Annotated in this window: 15 protein-coding genes; 12 read left to right on the plus strand and 3 right to left on the minus strand. The window is 63.8% G+C overall.

Going from position 1 to position 16,791, the window contains the following annotated elements:
• The first annotated feature begins 2 nt into the window (after nucleotides 1–2).
• From NOF55_RS22995 to NOF55_RS23010, 4 genes are read left to right on the plus strand one after another with little or no spacing between them, the layout of a single operon-like run.
• Nucleotides 3–785, plus strand: coding sequence for a ComF family protein (locus NOF55_RS22995; protein WP_306413476.1), 783 nt, complete (start codon nucleotides 3–5; stop codon nucleotides 783–785).
• 48 nt (nucleotides 786–833) lie between these two features.
• A complete protein-coding gene (grxC, locus tag NOF55_RS23000; protein ID WP_306413477.1) occupies nucleotides 834–1,097 on the plus strand; it encodes a glutaredoxin 3 in 264 nt (87 codons plus the stop codon).
• 1 nt (nucleotide 1,098) lies between these two features.
• Entirely contained in the window at nucleotides 1,099–1,929 is an 831-nt protein-coding gene (locus NOF55_RS23005; RefSeq protein WP_306413478.1) for a carbon-nitrogen hydrolase family protein, read from the plus strand.
• A 19-nt stretch (nucleotides 1,930–1,948) separates the two neighbouring features.
• Nucleotides 1,949–2,377 carry a DUF1178 family protein gene (locus tag NOF55_RS23010; RefSeq protein ID WP_306413479.1) on the plus strand — a complete coding sequence of 143 codons (429 nt, stop codon included), beginning with the start codon at nucleotides 1,949–1,951 and terminating at the stop codon, nucleotides 2,375–2,377.
• A gap of 25 nt (nucleotides 2,378–2,402) precedes the next feature.
• On the opposite strand, the gene ubiG is transcribed toward NOF55_RS23010, so the two are convergent.
• Nucleotides 2,403–3,149 carry a bifunctional 2-polyprenyl-6-hydroxyphenol methylase/3-demethylubiquinol 3-O-methyltransferase UbiG gene (gene ubiG / locus NOF55_RS23015; protein WP_306413480.1) on the minus strand — a complete coding sequence of 249 codons (747 nt, stop codon included), beginning with the start codon at nucleotides 3,147–3,149 and terminating at the stop codon, nucleotides 2,403–2,405.
• 84 nt (nucleotides 3,150–3,233) lie between these two features.
• Between ubiG and NOF55_RS23020 the strand changes: the two genes are divergently transcribed.
• The 6 genes from NOF55_RS23020 (at nucleotide 3,234) to NOF55_RS23045 (ending at nucleotide 10,400) form a co-directional block, all read left to right on the plus strand.
• Nucleotides 3,234–3,599 (plus strand): hypothetical protein, encoded by a 366-nt coding sequence (locus tag NOF55_RS23020; RefSeq protein WP_306413481.1) that lies wholly within the window; start codon nucleotides 3,234–3,236, stop codon nucleotides 3,597–3,599.
• Between the two features lie 205 nt (nucleotides 3,600–3,804).
• Entirely contained in the window at nucleotides 3,805–5,079 is a 1,275-nt protein-coding gene (locus NOF55_RS23025; RefSeq protein ID WP_306413482.1) for an aspartate kinase, read from the plus strand.
• Between the two features lie 86 nt (nucleotides 5,080–5,165).
• Nucleotides 5,166–7,433 (plus strand): phosphoenolpyruvate--protein phosphotransferase, encoded by a 2,268-nt coding sequence (gene ptsP / locus NOF55_RS23030; RefSeq protein WP_306413483.1) that lies wholly within the window; start codon nucleotides 5,166–5,168, stop codon nucleotides 7,431–7,433.
• A 29-nt stretch (nucleotides 7,434–7,462) separates the two neighbouring features.
• Nucleotides 7,463–8,542, plus strand: a complete 1,080-nt coding sequence (gene prfA, locus NOF55_RS23035) for a peptide chain release factor 1 (RefSeq protein WP_306413484.1) — start codon at nucleotides 7,463–7,465, stop codon at nucleotides 8,540–8,542.
• Entirely contained in the window at nucleotides 8,542–9,414 is an 873-nt protein-coding gene (prmC, locus tag NOF55_RS23040) for a peptide chain release factor N(5)-glutamine methyltransferase (protein ID WP_306413485.1), read from the plus strand. Before prfA ends, prmC begins: the two co-directional genes overlap by 1 nt.
• A gap of 329 nt (nucleotides 9,415–9,743) precedes the next feature.
• Nucleotides 9,744–10,400 carry a DUF4167 domain-containing protein gene (locus tag NOF55_RS23045; RefSeq protein ID WP_306413491.1) on the plus strand — a complete coding sequence of 219 codons (657 nt, stop codon included), beginning with the start codon at nucleotides 9,744–9,746 and terminating at the stop codon, nucleotides 10,398–10,400.
• A gap of 136 nt (nucleotides 10,401–10,536) precedes the next feature.
• Here NOF55_RS23045 and NOF55_RS23050 read toward each other — a convergent pair whose 3' ends face one another.
• Nucleotides 10,537–11,016 (minus strand): Lrp/AsnC family transcriptional regulator, encoded by a 480-nt coding sequence (locus tag NOF55_RS23050; RefSeq protein ID WP_306413486.1) that lies wholly within the window; start codon nucleotides 11,014–11,016, stop codon nucleotides 10,537–10,539.
• 122 nt (nucleotides 11,017–11,138) lie between these two features.
• Here NOF55_RS23050 and NOF55_RS23055 point away from each other — a divergent pair, with 122 nt between their 5' ends.
• Both NOF55_RS23055 and clpB read left to right on the plus strand, forming a co-directional pair.
• Nucleotides 11,139–11,555 carry a DUF2000 domain-containing protein gene (locus tag NOF55_RS23055; RefSeq protein ID WP_306413487.1) on the plus strand — a complete coding sequence of 139 codons (417 nt, stop codon included), beginning with the start codon at nucleotides 11,139–11,141 and terminating at the stop codon, nucleotides 11,553–11,555.
• A 197-nt stretch (nucleotides 11,556–11,752) separates the two neighbouring features.
• Complete coding sequence (gene clpB, locus NOF55_RS23060; RefSeq protein WP_306413488.1) at nucleotides 11,753–14,353, plus strand: ATP-dependent chaperone ClpB; 2,601 nt, start codon at nucleotides 11,753–11,755, stop codon at nucleotides 14,351–14,353.
• A gap of 76 nt (nucleotides 14,354–14,429) precedes the next feature.
• On the opposite strand, the gene NOF55_RS23065 is transcribed toward clpB, so the two are convergent.
• A complete protein-coding gene (locus NOF55_RS23065; protein WP_306413489.1) occupies nucleotides 14,430–16,373 on the minus strand; it encodes a M23 family metallopeptidase in 1,944 nt (647 codons plus the stop codon).
• Nucleotides 16,374–16,791: the final 418 nt, after the last annotated feature.

Consider the following 16,791-nt stretch of genomic DNA (forward strand, 5'->3'; position numbering starts at 1 on the left):
GCATGACTGACGAGAGCCTTGCTTTTCCATCGGAGCCTTCCCCGCTCGCCGCCGCGTTCCGGCGATGGGCGGCCTTCGTCGTCGATCTCGTCTATCCGCCGCATTGCGCCGGATGCGGGACGGCGAGCCAGCGCCACCGGGCGCTGTGCCCGTCCTGCTGGTCATCCGTCCGTTTCATCGAAAAGCCCTATTGCGCGGTGCTCGGCATTCCCTTTCGACGCGATGAAGGGGAAGGGATGCTGAGCCCGGCGGCGATCGCCCGTCCGCCGGTCTTCGACCGCCTGAGGGCGGTCGCCCTGCACGAAGGCGTGGCGCGCCATCTCGTTCACAGGCTGAAATACCGCGACAGGACCGATCTCGCGCCGATGATGGCCGAATGGATGATACGGGCAAGCGACGGATATGTTGCGGCCTGCGACGCCGTGGTGCCGGTGCCGCTTCACGCCCGCCGCATGCTTTCGCGCCGGTTCAACCAGTCGGCCGAACTGGCGCGGCCGCTGGCGAGAAAGGCCGGCAAGCCTCTGCTTGCCCATGCGCTCGTGCGCGTCAAGCCGACCCGGCGGCAGGTGGGGCTTTCGGCGCGGCGGCGCGCGGCCAACGTGCGCGGGGCGTTCCGGGTCCGGAAAGGCCAGCTTGTCGCCATCCGCGGAAAGCATATCCTGCTGGTTGACGACGTCTATACCACGGGCGCCACCGTTTCGGCCGCGGCCAGGGCGCTGAAGCGGGCGGGTGCCGCCGAGGTGACTGTTTTGACATTTGCAATGGCCCTCGGCGGTCCTATATGACAGGGGCGTGAAGGCCTGCGACTGCTGGCCGCGGAGGCGGAGACGACGATGGCATCGGTGACGATCTATACACGGGAATATTGCGGCTATTGCGCGCGTGCCAAGGCGCTGCTCGCCGCCAAGGGCGTCGATTTCGAGGAAAAGGACGCGACCTATTCGCCGGAGCTTCGCAAGGAGATGGTCGAGCGCTCCAACGGCGGTTCCACCTTCCCGCAGATCTTCATCAACGGCAGGCATGTCGGCGGCTGCGACGATCTCCATGCGCTCGACCGCGCCGGGAAGCTCGATCCGCTTCTGGCCGAGGAGGCCTGAGATGGGTTTCAAGGTCGCCGCCATCCAGATGTGCTCGGGCACCGAAGTGGAACGGAATGTCGGGACGCTGGAGACCCTCGTGCGCGACGCCGCCGCAAGGGGGGCGATCTACGTCCAGACGCCGGAAATGACGGGTGCGCTTCAACGCAACCGCAAGGCTCTGTTCGCGGCGATCCGCCCGGAGGAGACCGACCTGGTGGCCCAGGCGGCAGCGAGGCTCGCGCGCGAGCTGAACATTCATCTCCATATCGGCTCGACGGCGATCGATCTCGGCGACGGCAAGGTCGCCAACCGGGCCCTGCTGTTCGGACCGGACGGGAAGAAGATCGCCTCCTACGACAAGATCCACATGTTCGACGTCGATCTCGACAATGGGGAAAGCTGGCGCGAAAGCGCGGTCTACCAGCCGGGCTACGAGGCCCGGGTCGTTTCCCTGCCGTTCGCCCGGCTCGGGCTGGCGGTTTGCTACGATGTGCGTTTTCCGCACCTGTTCCGCGCGCAGGCGCTGGCGGGTGCCGAAATCCTGACGGCACCCGCCGCCTTCACCCGGCAGACGGGTGAGGCGCACTGGAGCATCCTGCAACGCGCCCGCGCCATCGAGAACGGCGCGTTCATGATCTCCGCCGCCCAGGGCGGCGTGCATGAGGACGGCCGCGAGACCTACGGCCATTCGATCATCGTCGATCCGTGGGGCAAGGTGCTTGCGGAAGCGGGCGGAACGGGCGAAGCTGTTCTCGTCGCCGATATCGATATAGCGGGCGTCGCGGCCGCGCGCTCGAAAATCCCGAACCTGAAGAATTCCCGCGATTTTTCGCTGGTCGACATGGCCTGAACCCGAGGAGGGCCCCGCAGTGATCCGTTATGCCCTCATATGCGAAAGCGGCCACGACTTCGAAGGGTGGTTTTCGGGCAGCGCCGATTTCGACGGCCAGATGCAGCGCGGGCTGGTGAGCTGTCCGGTGTGCGGGTCGCTGTCGGTGACGAAGGCGCTGATGGCGCCTTCCGTTGCGCCGGCGCGCAAGAAAGAGCAGCGGCAGACGCTTGCGATGGATGTCGCGCGCAAGGAGGCTATGGCGAAGCTGAAGGCTGCCATCGCCGAGGTGAAGGCCAGTTCCGAGGATGTCGGCGAGCGCTTCCCGGAGGAGGCGCGGCGCATTCACTACGGCGAGGCGGAAACCCGCGGCATCATCGGGCAGGCGAGCGTCGAGGAGGCGCGCGACCTGATCGAGGAAGGCATTGCAGTCGCGCCACTGCCGGTGTTCCCCGACGATGTGAACTGACGGTCCCCTTGTCGAGGCCGGGCGTTCAGGCCGGGCGCCTTGCCAGCACCATGTAGTTCACGTCAGTATCGGCGGAGAGGTTCCAGCGGTCCTGAAGGACGTTGTAGAAGACGCCGTTCTTTTCGACGATCTCCATGCCGCCGGCGAGAAGCGGCGCTTCCAGTTCTTCCGGCGTCACCAGCTTTTCAAACTGATGCGTGCCGCGCGGCAGCCAGCGCAGCACGACCTCCGCCGCGAAGATGGCGAGCGCCCGGGCCTTGAGGGTGCGATTGATGGTGGCGATCAGCATCATGCCGCCGGGGCGCACCATCGAGGCGCAGGTGCGGATGAAGAAATCGACGTCGGCAACGTGCTCGACCACTTCCATGTTCAGGACGATGTCGAAGGTCTCGCCCGCTTCGGCGAGCGCCTCGGCCGTGACGGCACGGTAATCGACGTCGACGCCGGTCTGCGCCGCATGGGTTCTGGCGATGCCGATGTTCTTTTCCGAGGCATCGGCGCCGAGCACGCTGGCGCCCATGCGCGCGACGGGTTCGCACAGGAGGCCGCCGCCACAGCCGATGTCCAGCACGCGCAGCCCTTCCAGCGGCCGGGCCGACTTCGGATCGCGGCCGAAATGCGCGCAGGCCTTGTCGCGGATATAGGCGAGGCGGACGGGGTTGAACTTGTGAAGCGGGCGGAACTTGCCGGTCGGGCTCCACCATTCGGCCGCCATCGCCGAGAAGCGGTCGACCTCGGACTGGTCTATCGTGGTACGCGCTGCTTCGCTCATGGCCGGTTCCCCCGATTCGTGGTAAGGCTGTTCCGGCAGACGATCTGAAGCGGTTCTGCGGCCGGAACGGCGCAAGGATCGACCATGAAGTCGGACGATGGCGCCGCGAAGTCAAGAGGCAGGGGCAAGAAGATGGCGGACGAGGAAGGGCGGGAGGAAAAACGCGTTTACGACCGTTACGACCTGACGCCGGAGGAGGCGCGGCAGGATCATCGGGACATGCTGCGGTTTCTGGCGATCAACGTGCTGTTCGGCATGGGGCTGGGAATCCTGATCGCCGGCAGCCTTCTCTGGTTCGATATCGGCGGTCTCTGGACCCATGTGGTACGCTCGCGCCATCCCGTCGTCAGCGCGCTGCTGCTGTTCGTGCCGCTGTCGCTGACCTTCGGCAGCGTCGTCGTCGGATCGGCGATCATGACCATGCCTTACAAGCGCAAGAAGGAATTGTAGGCGCCGGCCAGGCCACCGCTTGCCCATCGACGGTAAATGCCGGGCGAGGGCGGTGAAAATGCCGACGCTTGAGGCCCCGGATGCCATTGCGCCCGGGGTTTGTTTTCGATAAGAGACACGCCGACCGCCGCGCAGTCGCAAAAGCGCGGTCTCGCTGGTGAAAGCTTTCCCTCGAAAGCGTCAATCGGAATACCGGATCAAGGCTATGGCTCGCATCGTGATGAAGTTCGGCGGCACGTCCGTCGCCAATCTTGAACGCATTCATAACGTCGCGCGCCATGTCAAACGTGAAGTCGATGCCGGCCACGAGGTGGCGGTCGTCGTCTCCGCCATGTCGGGCAAGACCAACGAACTCGTCGGCTGGGTTCACGACACGCCGAAGACGGCGGGCGCCAGCTCGCCCTTCTACGATGCGCGCGAATACGACGCGGTGGTCGCTTCCGGCGAACAGGTGACGTCCGGTCTTCTCGCCATCGCGCTTCAATCGATGGACGTCAACGCCCGCTCGTGGCAGGGCTGGCAGATCCCGATCCGCACCGACAATGCGCATGGCGCCGCCCGCATTCTGGAGATCGACGGTTCGGACATCATCCGCCGAATGGGCGAGGGCCAGGTGGCCGTCGTCGCCGGCTTCCAGGGGCTCGGCCCGGACAACCGCATCGCGACGCTCGGCCGCGGCGGCTCCGACACGTCGGCCGTGGCGATCGCCGCCGCCGTCAAGGCCGACCGCTGCGACATCTATACCGACGTGGACGGTGTCTATACCACCGACCCGCGCATCGAGCCGAAGGCCCGCCGCCTGAAGAAGATCGCCTTCGAGGAAATGCTCGAAATGGCCTCGCTCGGCGCCAAGGTCCTCCAGGTGCGTTCCGTCGAACTGGCGATGGTGCACAAGGTGCGCACCTTCGTCCGCTCCAGCTTTGAAGATCCCGATGCGCCGGGCATGGGCGACCTTCTCAACCCGCCCGGCACGCTGATTTGTGACGAGGATGAGATCGTGGAACAGGAAGTCGTTACCGGTATTGCCTACGCCAGGGATGAGGCTCAGATTTCGCTGCGCCGTCTTGCGGACCGTCCCGGCGTCTCCGCCGCGATCTTCGGCCCGCTGGCCGAAGCCCATATCAATGTCGACATGATCGTCCAGAACATTTCCGAGGACGGCACCCATACCGACATGACCTTCACGGTGCCCTCGGGCGATGTCGAAAAGGCCATCTCCGTTCTCTCCGAGAACAAGGAAAAGATCGGCTTCGACGTCGTTCAGAGTGAATCCGGCCTCTCGAAGGTCTCGGTCATCGGGGTGGGCATGCGCAGCCATGCGGGCGTCGCCGCCACCGCTTTCCGCGCCGTCGCCGAAAAGGGCATCAACATCAAGGCCATCACCACGTCTGAGATCAAGATTTCTGTTCTCATCGACGGTGCATACACGGAACTTGCCGTCCGCACTTTGCATTCGGCTTACGGTCTCGATAAAAAGTGATTCACGCCGGTTCTTCCCCGCCCCCGAATCGTAGCTGACGGCGGGGTTTTTCCGGAAATAGACCTTGTTTTCGGGAGCACCACGCGATGAGAGACCTTTCGATGGGTCCGCGCGTTCTTCTCAGGCGGTTGCGCGAACTGATGGCGGAACCGCTCGAGCCACAGGAGCGGCTGGACCAGATCGTTCTGCAGATCGCGCAGAACATGGTGGCCGAAGTGTGCTCGGTCTATGTGCTGCGCTCCGACGGCGTTCTCGAACTTTACGCCACCGAGGGCCTGAACAAGGATTCGGTGCATCTGGCGCAGCTGAAGATGGGCCAGGGCCTGGTCGGCACCATCGCCGCCTCCGCCCAGCCGCTCAACCTGTCCGACGCGCAATCGCATCCCGCCTTCCGCTACCTGCCGGAAACGGGCGAGGAGATCTACCAGTCCTTCCTCGGCGTTCCGATTCTCAGGGCCGGGCGCACGCTCGGCGTTCTGGTCGTGCAGAACAAGGCGCAGCGCAATTACCGCGAGGACGAGGTCGAGGCGCTGGAAACGACGGCGATGATCCTTGCCGAGATCATCGCCACCGGCGACCTGAAGAAGATCACGCGTCCGGGCGTGGAACTCGACCTGTCGCGGCCGGTCACGATCGAGGGCGATGCCTACAGCGAGGGCATCGGGCTTGGCCGCGTGGTGCTGCACGAGCCGCGCATCGTCGTGACCAACCTGCTCAATGAGGACGCCGAGAAGGAAATCATGCGGCTGGCCGAAGCGCTCGGTTCGCTGCGCATTTCCATCGACGACATGCTGTCGCGCCGTGACGTGCCGATGGAAGGCGAGCATCGCGAGGTGCTGGAGACCTTCCGCATGTTCGCCCACGATCAAGGCTGGGTGCGCCGCATGGAAGAGGCGATCCGCAACGGCCTGACGGCGGAAGCGGCCGTCGAGAAGGTGCAGAGCGACACGAAGGCGCGGATGATGCGCCTGACCGATCCCTACCTGCGCGAACGGATGCACGATTTCGAGGATCTGGCCAACCGGCTCCTGCGCCAGCTGACCGGCCATTCGGGCCGTCTTTCCGGCGAAAAATTTCCGACCGACGCCGTCATCCTGGCGCGGGCGATGGGGGCGGCCGAGCTGCTGGATTATCCGCGCGACAGCCTGCGCGGCCTCGTTCTCGAAGAAGGCGCCGTGACCAGCCATGTGGTGATCGTCGCCCGGGCGATGGGCATTCCGGTCGTCGGCCAGGCGGCTGGTATCGTGGCGCTGGCCGAAAACGGCGATGCGATCATCATCGACGGCGACGATGGCCCGGTGCACCTGCGTCCCGTGGTCGATCTGCAAAAGGCGTATGAGGAGAAGGTCAAGCTTCGCGCCCGCCGTCAGGAACAGTTCCGGGCGCTGCGCTCGGTCGATCCCGTCACCAAGGACGGCAAGCGCATCAGCCTGATGATGAATGCCGGTCTTCTGGTCGACCTGCCGCAGCTTTCCGAATCCGGCGCGGACGGCATCGGCCTTTTCCGCACCGAGCTTCAGTTCATGATCTCCTCGACCATGCCGAAGGCGGACGAGCAGGAAATCTTCTATCGTTCCGTGCTTCGCCAGGCCGGCAAGCAACCCGTCACCTTCCGGACGCTGGATATCGGCGGCGACAAGGTGGTTCCCTATTTCCGCGGCCACGAGGAAGAGAACCCGGCGCTCGGATGGCGCGCGATCCGTCTGGCGCTCGACCGGCCGGGCCTGCTGCGCACGCAGCTTCGGGCGATGCTGCGGGCATCGGCCGGCGGCGAGCTGAAGATGATGCTGCCGATGGTGACGGAGGTTTCCGAAGTCCGCACCGTGCGCGAGATCCTGCGCAAGGAAGTGCAGCATCTTTCCAAGTTCGGCCACCGCCTGCCGCGCACGCTGAAGCTCGGCGCCATGCTGGAAGTGCCGGCGCTGCTGTGGCAGCTCGACGAGCTGATGCAGGAGGTCGATTTCGTCTCCGTCGGCTCGAACGATCTTTTCCAGTTCTCGATGGCGGTGGACCGCGGCAATGCGCGCGTCGCCGACCGTTTCGACATTCTGGGCCGTCCCTTCCTGCGCATCCTTCGCGATATCGCCCGGGCGAGCGAGCGCAACAACACGCCGGTGACGCTTTGCGGCGAGATGGCGGGCAAGCCGCTGGCCGCGATGGCGCTGCTCGGCATCGGCTTCCGCGCGGTTTCGATGGTGCCGACGGCCATCGGCCCGGTGAAGGCGATGCTGCTCGGGCTGGAGGTGGACGCGCTGGCGGAGGAACTGAATGCGGCCATCGACGATCCGCACCCGGTGATGCCGATCCGGGAACTTCTGGCGCTGTTTGCCGAGCGCAACAATATTCCGGTCTGACCGGACCAACGGACATGCGGAGCTAAAGGGTGGCGAAACTTCCCGTCGAGAAAATGCGCGAACTGGAACGCCGTTTCGGCGAGGTCGAGGCGCGCATGTCGGCGGGGCCGTCCGCCGACGTCTATGTGAAACTGGCCGCCGAATATGCGGAGTTGCAGCCGGTCGTGAAGACGATCCGCGACTACCAGAAGGCGGAGGCGGAGGCCGCCGACCTGGAATCGCTTCTGGACGCCAGGGACACCGACCGCGAGATGCGGGCGCTGGCCGAAGCGGAACTGCCGGAGGTGCGCGAACGGATCGCCGCTCTCGAAGGCGAGATCCGCGTTCTCCTTCTGCCCAGGGACGCGGCCGACGAGAAGAGTGCGATTCTCGAAATTCGTGCCGGCACCGGCGGTTCGGAGGCGGCCCTTTTCGCTGGCGACCTCTTCCGCATGTACGAACGCTATGCCGGCGCTCACGGCTGGAAGGTGGAGGTGCTTTCGGCCAGCGAGGGTGAGGCGGGCGGCTACAAGGAAATCATCGCCACGATTTCCGGGCGCGGCGTGTTCGCCAAGCTGAAGTTCGAATCCGGCGTCCACCGCGTCCAGCGCGTGCCGGAAACGGAGGCGAGCGGACGTATCCACACGTCCGCCGCGACGGTGGCCGTGCTGCCGGAGGCCGAGGATATCGACGTCGAAATCCGTCCCGAGGACATCCGCATCGACACGATGCGGTCTTCGGGTGCGGGGGGGCAGCACGTCAACACCACGGATTCGGCCGTGCGCATCACCCACCTGCCGACGGGCCTCGTGGTGACGAGTTCCGAAAAATCCCAGCACCAGAACCGGGCCAGGGCGATGCAGGTGCTGCGGTCGCGGCTTTACGATATCGAGCGCCAGCGCGCCGACAGCGAACGCTCCGCCGACCGCAAGGCGCAGGTCGGCTCGGGCGACCGGTCCGAACGCATCCGCACCTACAATTTTCCGCAGGGCCGCGTGACCGATCATCGCATCGATCTCACGCTCTACAAGCTCGACCGCATCATGATGGGCGAGATCGACGAGGTGATCGATGCGCTGGTCGCCGACCATCAGGCCGATCAGCTCGCCCGGCTCGGCGAGAGCGCCTGATGGCGCGGCCCGGCACGCTTTCGGCCCTGCATGGCTGGTTGCGCCGTGAACTTGCGGATGCGGGCCTCGCCGATGCGGCCACCGATGCGCGGGTGCTGATCCTCGGGCTGTTCGACCTGTCGGCCGCGGAACTGCTGACCCGCGGCGACCGGGCCGTGAGCGAGGCCGAGTTCGCCACAGCCGCCGCAGCGCTGGAAAGGCGCCGGAAACGGGAGCCGGTCCATCGCATTCTCGGCGCCCGGGACTTTTACGGCCTGACACTGCGGCTTTCGCCGGAAACGCTTGAGCCGCGTCCCGATACGGAAATTCTGGTCGAGCGGATATTGCCCCACGCGCAGCGGATTGCGGACGAAAAGGGATGCGTGCGCATTCTCGACCTCGGCACGGGAACGGGCGCCATCGTGCTGGCGCTTCTCAACGAATGCCCTGCGGCGGTGGGGGTGGGTGCGGACCTGGCGCCCGGCGCGTTGCGCACGGCGCGGGAAAATGCGGAGGCCGCCGGACTTGCCGCGCGGTTCGACGCGGTGGAAAGCGACTGGTTTTCTGCGATCGAAGGTCGTTTCGACATAATCGTGTCGAATCCACCCTATATAAGGACGGACGTGGTCGCGGCTCTCGAGGCCGAGGTGAGGGATTACGATCCCGGCCTTGCCCTCGACGGCGGAAGGGATGGGCTGGTCGCCTATCGCCGGATCGCCGCGGATGCTCTTGCCCATCTTGAAACAGGAGGCGTTATCGGTGTCGAGATCGGCTACGATCAAAGACAGGACGTCGAAGCGCTGTTCGAACTCAAGGGGTTCCAAACCCTTGAGACGGCACGCGATTACGGTGGCAACGACAGGGTCGTCGTCTTCGCTGCGAAGGCGTGCTGACAGATTGCTGCGACTGCGAAATGTCTTTTCGAAACCTTCAAGAAAACGCTTGGATTCGTTAAGGAAAGCGGCTAGTTTGCAACTACGCACAGGGTAATTGGGAATGAACGGCGATTCGTTCGGGTCGAAACAGACCTCGGGTCCGTCTTCTTTTAGATACGGCAGGGTGAACATTTCCCGGTGCGTGAATCAATAATTTAACTTCCATCAGGGCGAACATTAGGTTTCGCAATGTTCTTCGATGGCCTTGAAGGGGCTGGACCGGTATGATCCGCGCCAGTCCGGTGGCTTATTGCGAGAAGAACGAAGAGAGTTCAGGTGACCGATCTATGAGGCCAGGACAACAAAACAAACGTGGTCGCGGGCGTGGCAATAACAACAATAATAACAACGGCAACAACAACAATTTCAACCGCAAGGGCCAGAACCCGCTGACGCGGACCTATGACAGTTCGGGTCCGGATATCAAGATTCGCGGCACGGCCCAGCACATCGCCGAGAAATATGCAACGCTGGCCCGCGACGCCCAGAGCGCCGGCGATCGCGTCATGGCTGAAAACTACCTTCAGCATGCGGAGCACTATAACCGCATCATCGCCGCCGCACAGGCGCAGATGCAGGAACGCTTCCAGCGCGAAGAGCGCAGCGACTACAACGAACGCGACAATTTCGAACGCGACGAGGATGGCGATCCGGCAACCGAGACGGATGTCGCGGCCGCCCAGGCCGTGGCTCCGGCCATTCCGGCCGCCGCGCCTGCCGCGGTCGATGGCACCGGTCCTCAGCCGGTGATCGAGGAAACGCCTGCGGAAGTGGTCGCTGCCGAAGAAGAGGCGAACGCCGCCGGCCAGGGCCAGCGCACCCAGTCGCGCCGTCGCTCCGCCGCTGCGCGTCCGCGCCGCACGCCGCGCCGCAAGGCAGGCGAAGAAGGCACGGACGACGGTGGCGCCGAAGCCGCGCCGGTTGTCGCCGAAATCGCGGAATAAAAGCGTTTCGGCATGTCGTGCGCACGCAGTGCTGCGGTTTTGCGATCATGACACGCGATCAACAGGCCTCCGGCACGCGAAGCGCCCGGGAGACCGAATCGAGAAAAAGGGCCGCCCCGATCGCGGCCCTTTTGTTTTACGCCGGCGCCTTTACCGGCAATGCCGTGAAGGGCTTGATTTCCTTGAGAACGAATGTCGTCTGCATTTCCTTGATGCGGGGCAGGCGGCGGATCACGTTCATGGCGAAATCGGCATAGCTGTCGAGATCGTCGGCGACGATCTGCAACAGGAAATCCGCATCGCCGGCAATGCTGTAGCAGGCGACGACGTTGTCGAGCCGTTTCACCCCCTCCTCGAAAGTCCGCGCTTCCGCCTCGCTGTGGCTGTCGATGCGAATGCGCACGAAGGCCAGAACCCCAAGCCCCAGTTGCCGCCTGTCCAGAACCGCGCGGTAGCCCTGGATCACCCCCGTTTCTTCCAGATGGCGGACACGCCGCCAGCAGGGCGAGGTGGCCATGCCCACGCGTTCGGCGAGGTCCTGATTGGTCAGGCGCCCCTCCGTCTGGAGCGCGGAAAGAATTCGGCTGTCGGTTTTCGTGATGGCTCCGTCTGACATATCCTGCCTCCATGTATTCTTGAATGGGTAAATTCTACCGATAATGAGGAAATATCGGCAGGAATAGGCAAAAAATACCCGGGCTACCGCGCTAATGTCCGGCCTTCCAGAAGGAGGCTTTGATGCAGGACGATTTTCGCGTGGCGCTTGTTCTCAATCCCGCTCTGTCGGCGGGGCTTCTCGCCAACACGGCCGCTGCGATCGGCATCGGTCTCGGGGCGCGGCTGCCGGATCTTGCCGGCACAGCGTTGTCCGACCGCGACGGACGCCGCATCGACGTCAGTTCGCGGCTGGCGGTTCCTGTGTTGCAGGTGGAGCCGGAGGCGATCCGCGTCCTTCTTCTGAAGGCGCTGGCGCGGGAGGACGCATGGGCGCTCGTGGCGTTCCCTGCCTTTGCCCGCTCACTGCATGATTTTCGCGAATATGAAGCGCTTTTTCCCGGTCGCGACCTGTCTTCCGAGACCATCGACGGGCTCGGTATCGCCGGCCCGGCGAAATGGGTCAGGTCGCTGACCGGCTCGCTCAAACTGCTGCGCTGAGGCATGCGACGAACTGACGCGAAAACCCGCCCTGATTTGTGGAAATCGCTCTTTAAACGGAAAAAAATCCTCCCCATATCCTCGTGGGGATCGGGCCTGCACGGGTGCCGGTTCGGGGCTTGCCGCTTGAGGGAGCCCATCCTTGAAATCGCCGTTCTGTGCCGAATGCGGGCAGCGCGGCTACTGGAGGTGTTTTTATGAATATCGAGAAATATTCCGAACGGGTACGCGGTTTCCTGCAATCGGCGCAGACTTTCGCTCTGGCCGAGGGGCATCAGCAATTCACGCCGGAGCATGTGCTGAAAGTGCTGCTCGACGACGATCAGGGCATGGTCTCCTCGTTGATCGAGCGGGCCGGCGGTAACGCCAAGGAAGCGCAGATCGCCAACGACGCGGCGCTTGCCAAGCTGCCCAAGGTTTCCGGCGGCAACGGCGGCATTTCCCTGACCCAGCCCCTGGCCCGGGTTTTCGCGACGGCGGAAGACGCGGCGAAGAAGGCCGGCGACAGCTTCGTCACCGTCGAACGGCTGCTGCTTGCGCTTCTGATCGAATCGTCTGCGTCGACGTCCGCTTCGCTCAAGAAGGCCGGGTTGACGCCGAACGGGCTCAACACCGTCATCAACGAGCTGCGCAAGGGCCGCACGGCCGACAGCGCCAGCGCCGAACAGGCCTATGACGCCTTGAAGAAATACGCCCGCGACCTCACGGGCGAAGCCCGCGAAGGCAAGCTCGACCCGGTGATCGGCCGCGACGACGAAATCCGCCGTACCATTCAGGTCCTGTCGCGCCGCACCAAGAACAACCCCGTTCTGATCGGTGAGCCGGGCGTCGGCAAGACCGCGATCGTCGAGGGGCTGGCTCTGCGCATCGTCAACGGCGATGTGCCGGAAAGCCTGAAGGACAAGCAGTTGATGGCGCTCGACATGGGCGCGCTGATTGCCGGCGCCAAGTATCGTGGCGAGTTCGAGGAGCGCCTGAAGGCGATCCTCTCCGAGGTGCAGTCGGAAAACGGCAATATCATCCTGTTCATCGACGAGATGCACACGCTGGTCGGGGCCGGCAAGGCGGATGGGGCTATGGACGCCTCTAACCTGCTGAAGCCTGCGCTTGCGCGCGGCGAACTGCATTGCGTCGGCGCGACCACGCTCGACGAATACCGCAAGCATGTCGAAAAGGACGCCGCCCTTGCCCGCCGCTTCCAGCCCGTGATGGTCGAGGAGCCGACGGTCGAGGACACGATCTCGATCCTGCGCGGCCTGAAGGAAAAATACGAGCAGCACCACAAGGTCCGGATCGCGGATTCGGCGCTGGTGGCCGCCGCCACGCTCTCCAACCGCTACATCACCGATCGTTTCCTGCCGGACAAGGCCATCGACCTGATGGACGAGGCCGCATCGCGTCTTCGCATGCAGGTGGACTCCAAGCCGGAGGAACTGGACGAACTCGACCGCCGGATCATCCAGCTCAAGATCGAGCGTGAGGCCCTGAAGAAGGAAACCGACACCTCGTCGGCCGACCGGCTGCACAAGCTCGAGGAAGAGCTGGTGCATCTGGAAGAGGAAGCCGACGCCCTGACGGCCCGCTGGCAGGCGGAAAAGCAGAAGCTCGGCCATGCCGCAGACCTGAAGAAGCAGCTCGACGAGGCGCGCAACGAACTGGCGATCGCCCAGCGCAACGGCCAGTTCCAGCGGGCTGGCGAACTGGCCTACGGTATCATTCCGGGGCTGGAAAAGGAGCTGAAGGAGGCCGAAAACCGCGAGGGTCAGGCATCCTCGATGGTGCAGGAGGTCGTGACCGCCGACAACATCGCCCAGGTCGTTTCCCGCTGGACGGGCATTCCGGTGGACCGCATGCTGGAAGGTGAACGCGACAAGTTGCTCAGGATGGAAGACGAGCTGGCGAAGTCGGTCGTCGGCCAGGGCGAGGCGGTCCAGGCCGTTTCCAAGGCGGTGCGCCGCGCGCGCGCCGGGCTTCAGGACCCGAACAGGCCCATCGGCTCGTTCATCTTCCTCGGCCCCACCGGCGTCGGCAAGACGGAACTGACGAAGGCGCTTGCGCGCTTCCTGTTCGACGACGAGACCGCGATGGTTCGTCTCGACATGTCGGAATACATGGAGAAGCACTCCGTTGCCCGGCTGATCGGCGCGCCTCCCGGCTATGTCGGCTATGAGGAAGGCGGCGCGCTGACCGAAGCCGTCCGCCGCCGGCCCTATCAGGTCGTGCTGTTCGACGAGATCGAGAAGGCGCATCCGGATGTGTTCAACATCCTGTTGCAGGTGCTGGACGACGGTCGCCTGACCGACGGTCAGGGCCGGACGGTCGATTTCAAGAACACCATCATCATCATGACCTCGAACCTCGGTTCCGAGTTCCTGACGCAGATGGGCGAGAACGACGACACGGCATCGGTTCGCGAACTGGTCATGGAGCGGGTGCGCGCCCACTTCCGGCCCGAGTTCCTGAACCGTATCGACGACATCATCCTGTTCCATCGCCTGCGCCGCGACGAGATGGGAGCCATCGTCGATATCCAGCTCCGCCGCCTGGCGACGCTGCTTGCCGACCGGAAGATCGTTCTCGATCTGGAGCCCGATGCCCGCAACTGGCTGGCCAACAAGGGCTACGATCCGGCCTATGGCGCCCGCCCGCTGAAGCGGGTGATCCAGAAGGAGGTGCAGGACCGTCTCGCCGAGATGATCCTGGCCGGCGAGGTGCCGGACGGCGCGAAAATCCGCGTCGTCGCCGGCTCCGACCGGCTGCTGCTCAAGGTGGCGGATCAGGTCGAGCAGGCGGCCTGATCACACGTCATCGCACTCACAGGAATGGCGGCTCAAGGGCCGCCATTTTCATATCTGCAACGGGGGACGACGGGATTCAGCGGCTTGCGACCTGCCTGGACTTGTCGGTGGTGTTCAGCAGCGCATCGATGCGCTTGCGTTCTTCCTGGAATTGGGCGAGCGCATCGCCTTCGAGCGACTTCCCGCCCGGCAGCCGGATCTTCAGCGGATCGACCTTGTTGCCGTTCACGATCAGCTCGTAGTGCAGATGCGGGCCGGTCGAAAGCCCGGTCGAGCCGACCCATCCGATCACCTGGCCCTGTTGCACCTTGGCGCCCGGCCTCACGCCTTTGGCGATGGCGCTCTGATGGTTGTAGGAGCTGACATAGCCGTTGGCGTGGCGGATGAGCGTCTGATTGCCGTAGCCGCCCGAATCCCAGCCGGCTTTTTCGACCGTGCCGTTGCCGGCAGCGATGATCGGGGTGCCGCGCGGCGCCGCCCAGTCGACGCCGGTGTGCATGCGGGAAAAGCCGAGGATCGGGTGACGGCGCATGCCGAAGGGCGACTTGAAGATGCCGTTGGGCACGGGGTTGCGGAGCAGGAACTGGCGGATGCTTTTGCCGTTCTCGTCGAAATAGTCGATCGAATTGTCTTCCGGGTCCTGGAAGCGATAGAAGCGCGTTTCGGTATCCCCGAAATGCGCCCGGACATAGAGAAGCTCGGAATCGTTCGTCGCCTGTCCGTCCTCGCCGGATACGGAGAAAAATGCCTCGAGCGTGTCGCTCGGCTTCAGTTGCGCTTGAAAATCGACATTGCTGGCCAGAAGCTTGATGACGCGGGAGGTCATTTCCTGGTTCATGCCGTAGGACAGCGCGGCGCGGTAGATGCCGTCATAGACGCGGGGCAGATCGCGGCCCGTCTGGATGGGCGGCGCACTGGTGTCGAACGCGGTGCGGACCGCATCGAGTTCAGGCGGCGCCTGGCCATCGATGAACTCGCCCTTGTCGTCCAGTGCGATGGTGAGTTGATGGCGGGCGTTGTGGTAGACGCTGGCGCGGATGACCGTCGCCTGTTCGCCCTGTTGCAGGATGCCGACACGCAGCACGCTGTCTTCACCGATCGTGTTGCCGTCCATCCTGCCGGAAAGAGCTTCCGAAAGCGTGGTGGCCTGCACCTTGGAGTAACCGGCATTCGTCAGCAGCGTCGCGATCGGCATGTTCTCGCGAACGGGGATCACGTCTTCCGCATATTCCGGCATGGTGGACGAGATGGTTTCGGGCGCCGAAACCGTCATGTTCTGTTCGACGATACGGGCGGACAGTCCCGCCGCCAGGTCGAGATCGGTGTTGTCCGTTTCGAAGCGGCGGGGATCGACATAATAGAGAGCAGCCAGTTGCTTGGTGCCGTCGGTCAGGATCGAGCCGTTCGAACGCACATTTTCCTCCACCTCGTCCAGCGTCATGGCCGCGGTGAAGGGGTAGGGCGCGTGGCGGGTGGGGAAGGGAACCGTCTTCAGGCTCACTTCCGAATCGACATCCGCACCGTAAAGGGTGCCCGTTCGGGCGGGGTTCGCGGCCGAATCCGGCTCGTCGGATGAGAAAACGGTCAGCGGATTGAAAGCCGGATAATCTTCGGAAACGACATGATTGGCGGCAAGGGTCATCTTCACGTGTGCGAAAGGCTGGCGCCGCACCACCTCCTTGTCCCCCTCGCGCACGACCGTCGAAACGTCGAGAATGGCGCGGTCCGTCGGCTTCGCCGTCAGGCTGGTGGAAAAGAGGCGTCCGCCGCGAACGACATCTTCATCCTCATGATCCTGCTGGACATTTGCGTAGGCCTCGGCGGGAATGCCGAGCTGCTGACGCCCGTCGAGCGCAGCAAAGAGAGCGACCCCCATCAGGACGCTGGAAGTGATGCCGGTAAGGAATGTGCCCGACAGCCAGCGCAGGGATATTTCGCGACGGTCGGGAGCGCGGCGCCCGTCGGCCAGAACGGGTGCTTCGTTACCGATCGAACGGGTCAAAGCGGGATCGGGCGTCATGCAGGTATTCCGGTCCTTTGGCCTGTTTCATTCCAAAACGCTGGAAGATGTGCATCTTTCCGGCTGACAAGTCAAATCCGGTCCTCCTTACGCTTCGCAGGTGCGAATCCCTTGGATGCTGGAAACCGGTGGTGCACTTCAATTGTGAAATTGAGAGGGCGAGACGCGGCTTTCGAGCGGTTTGTGTGTGCCCGGGCCGCTGTTTTTGCGTTGATGTCTGGATTATTTCAGAAATTATTGTTGTTTTACAGTTGGTTAGATAATTTTCTGGATATTTTTGTCTGTTGAGTGTTGACGTTTGAGTGTGGAGGGTTCTATAAGCAGCGTCGTTGACGAGGGCGGCTTCGCTGCTGGCGACCTTCTCGTTTGCTCTTGAGACTGGCGGCGATATTTGGCCTTAAGGGTTTGATTTTGCTGG

Origin of the sequence: Ectorhizobium quercum (assembly GCF_026552795.1) — a bacterium.
GTDB lineage: Bacteria > Pseudomonadota > Alphaproteobacteria > Rhizobiales > Rhizobiaceae > Ectorhizobium > Ectorhizobium quercum.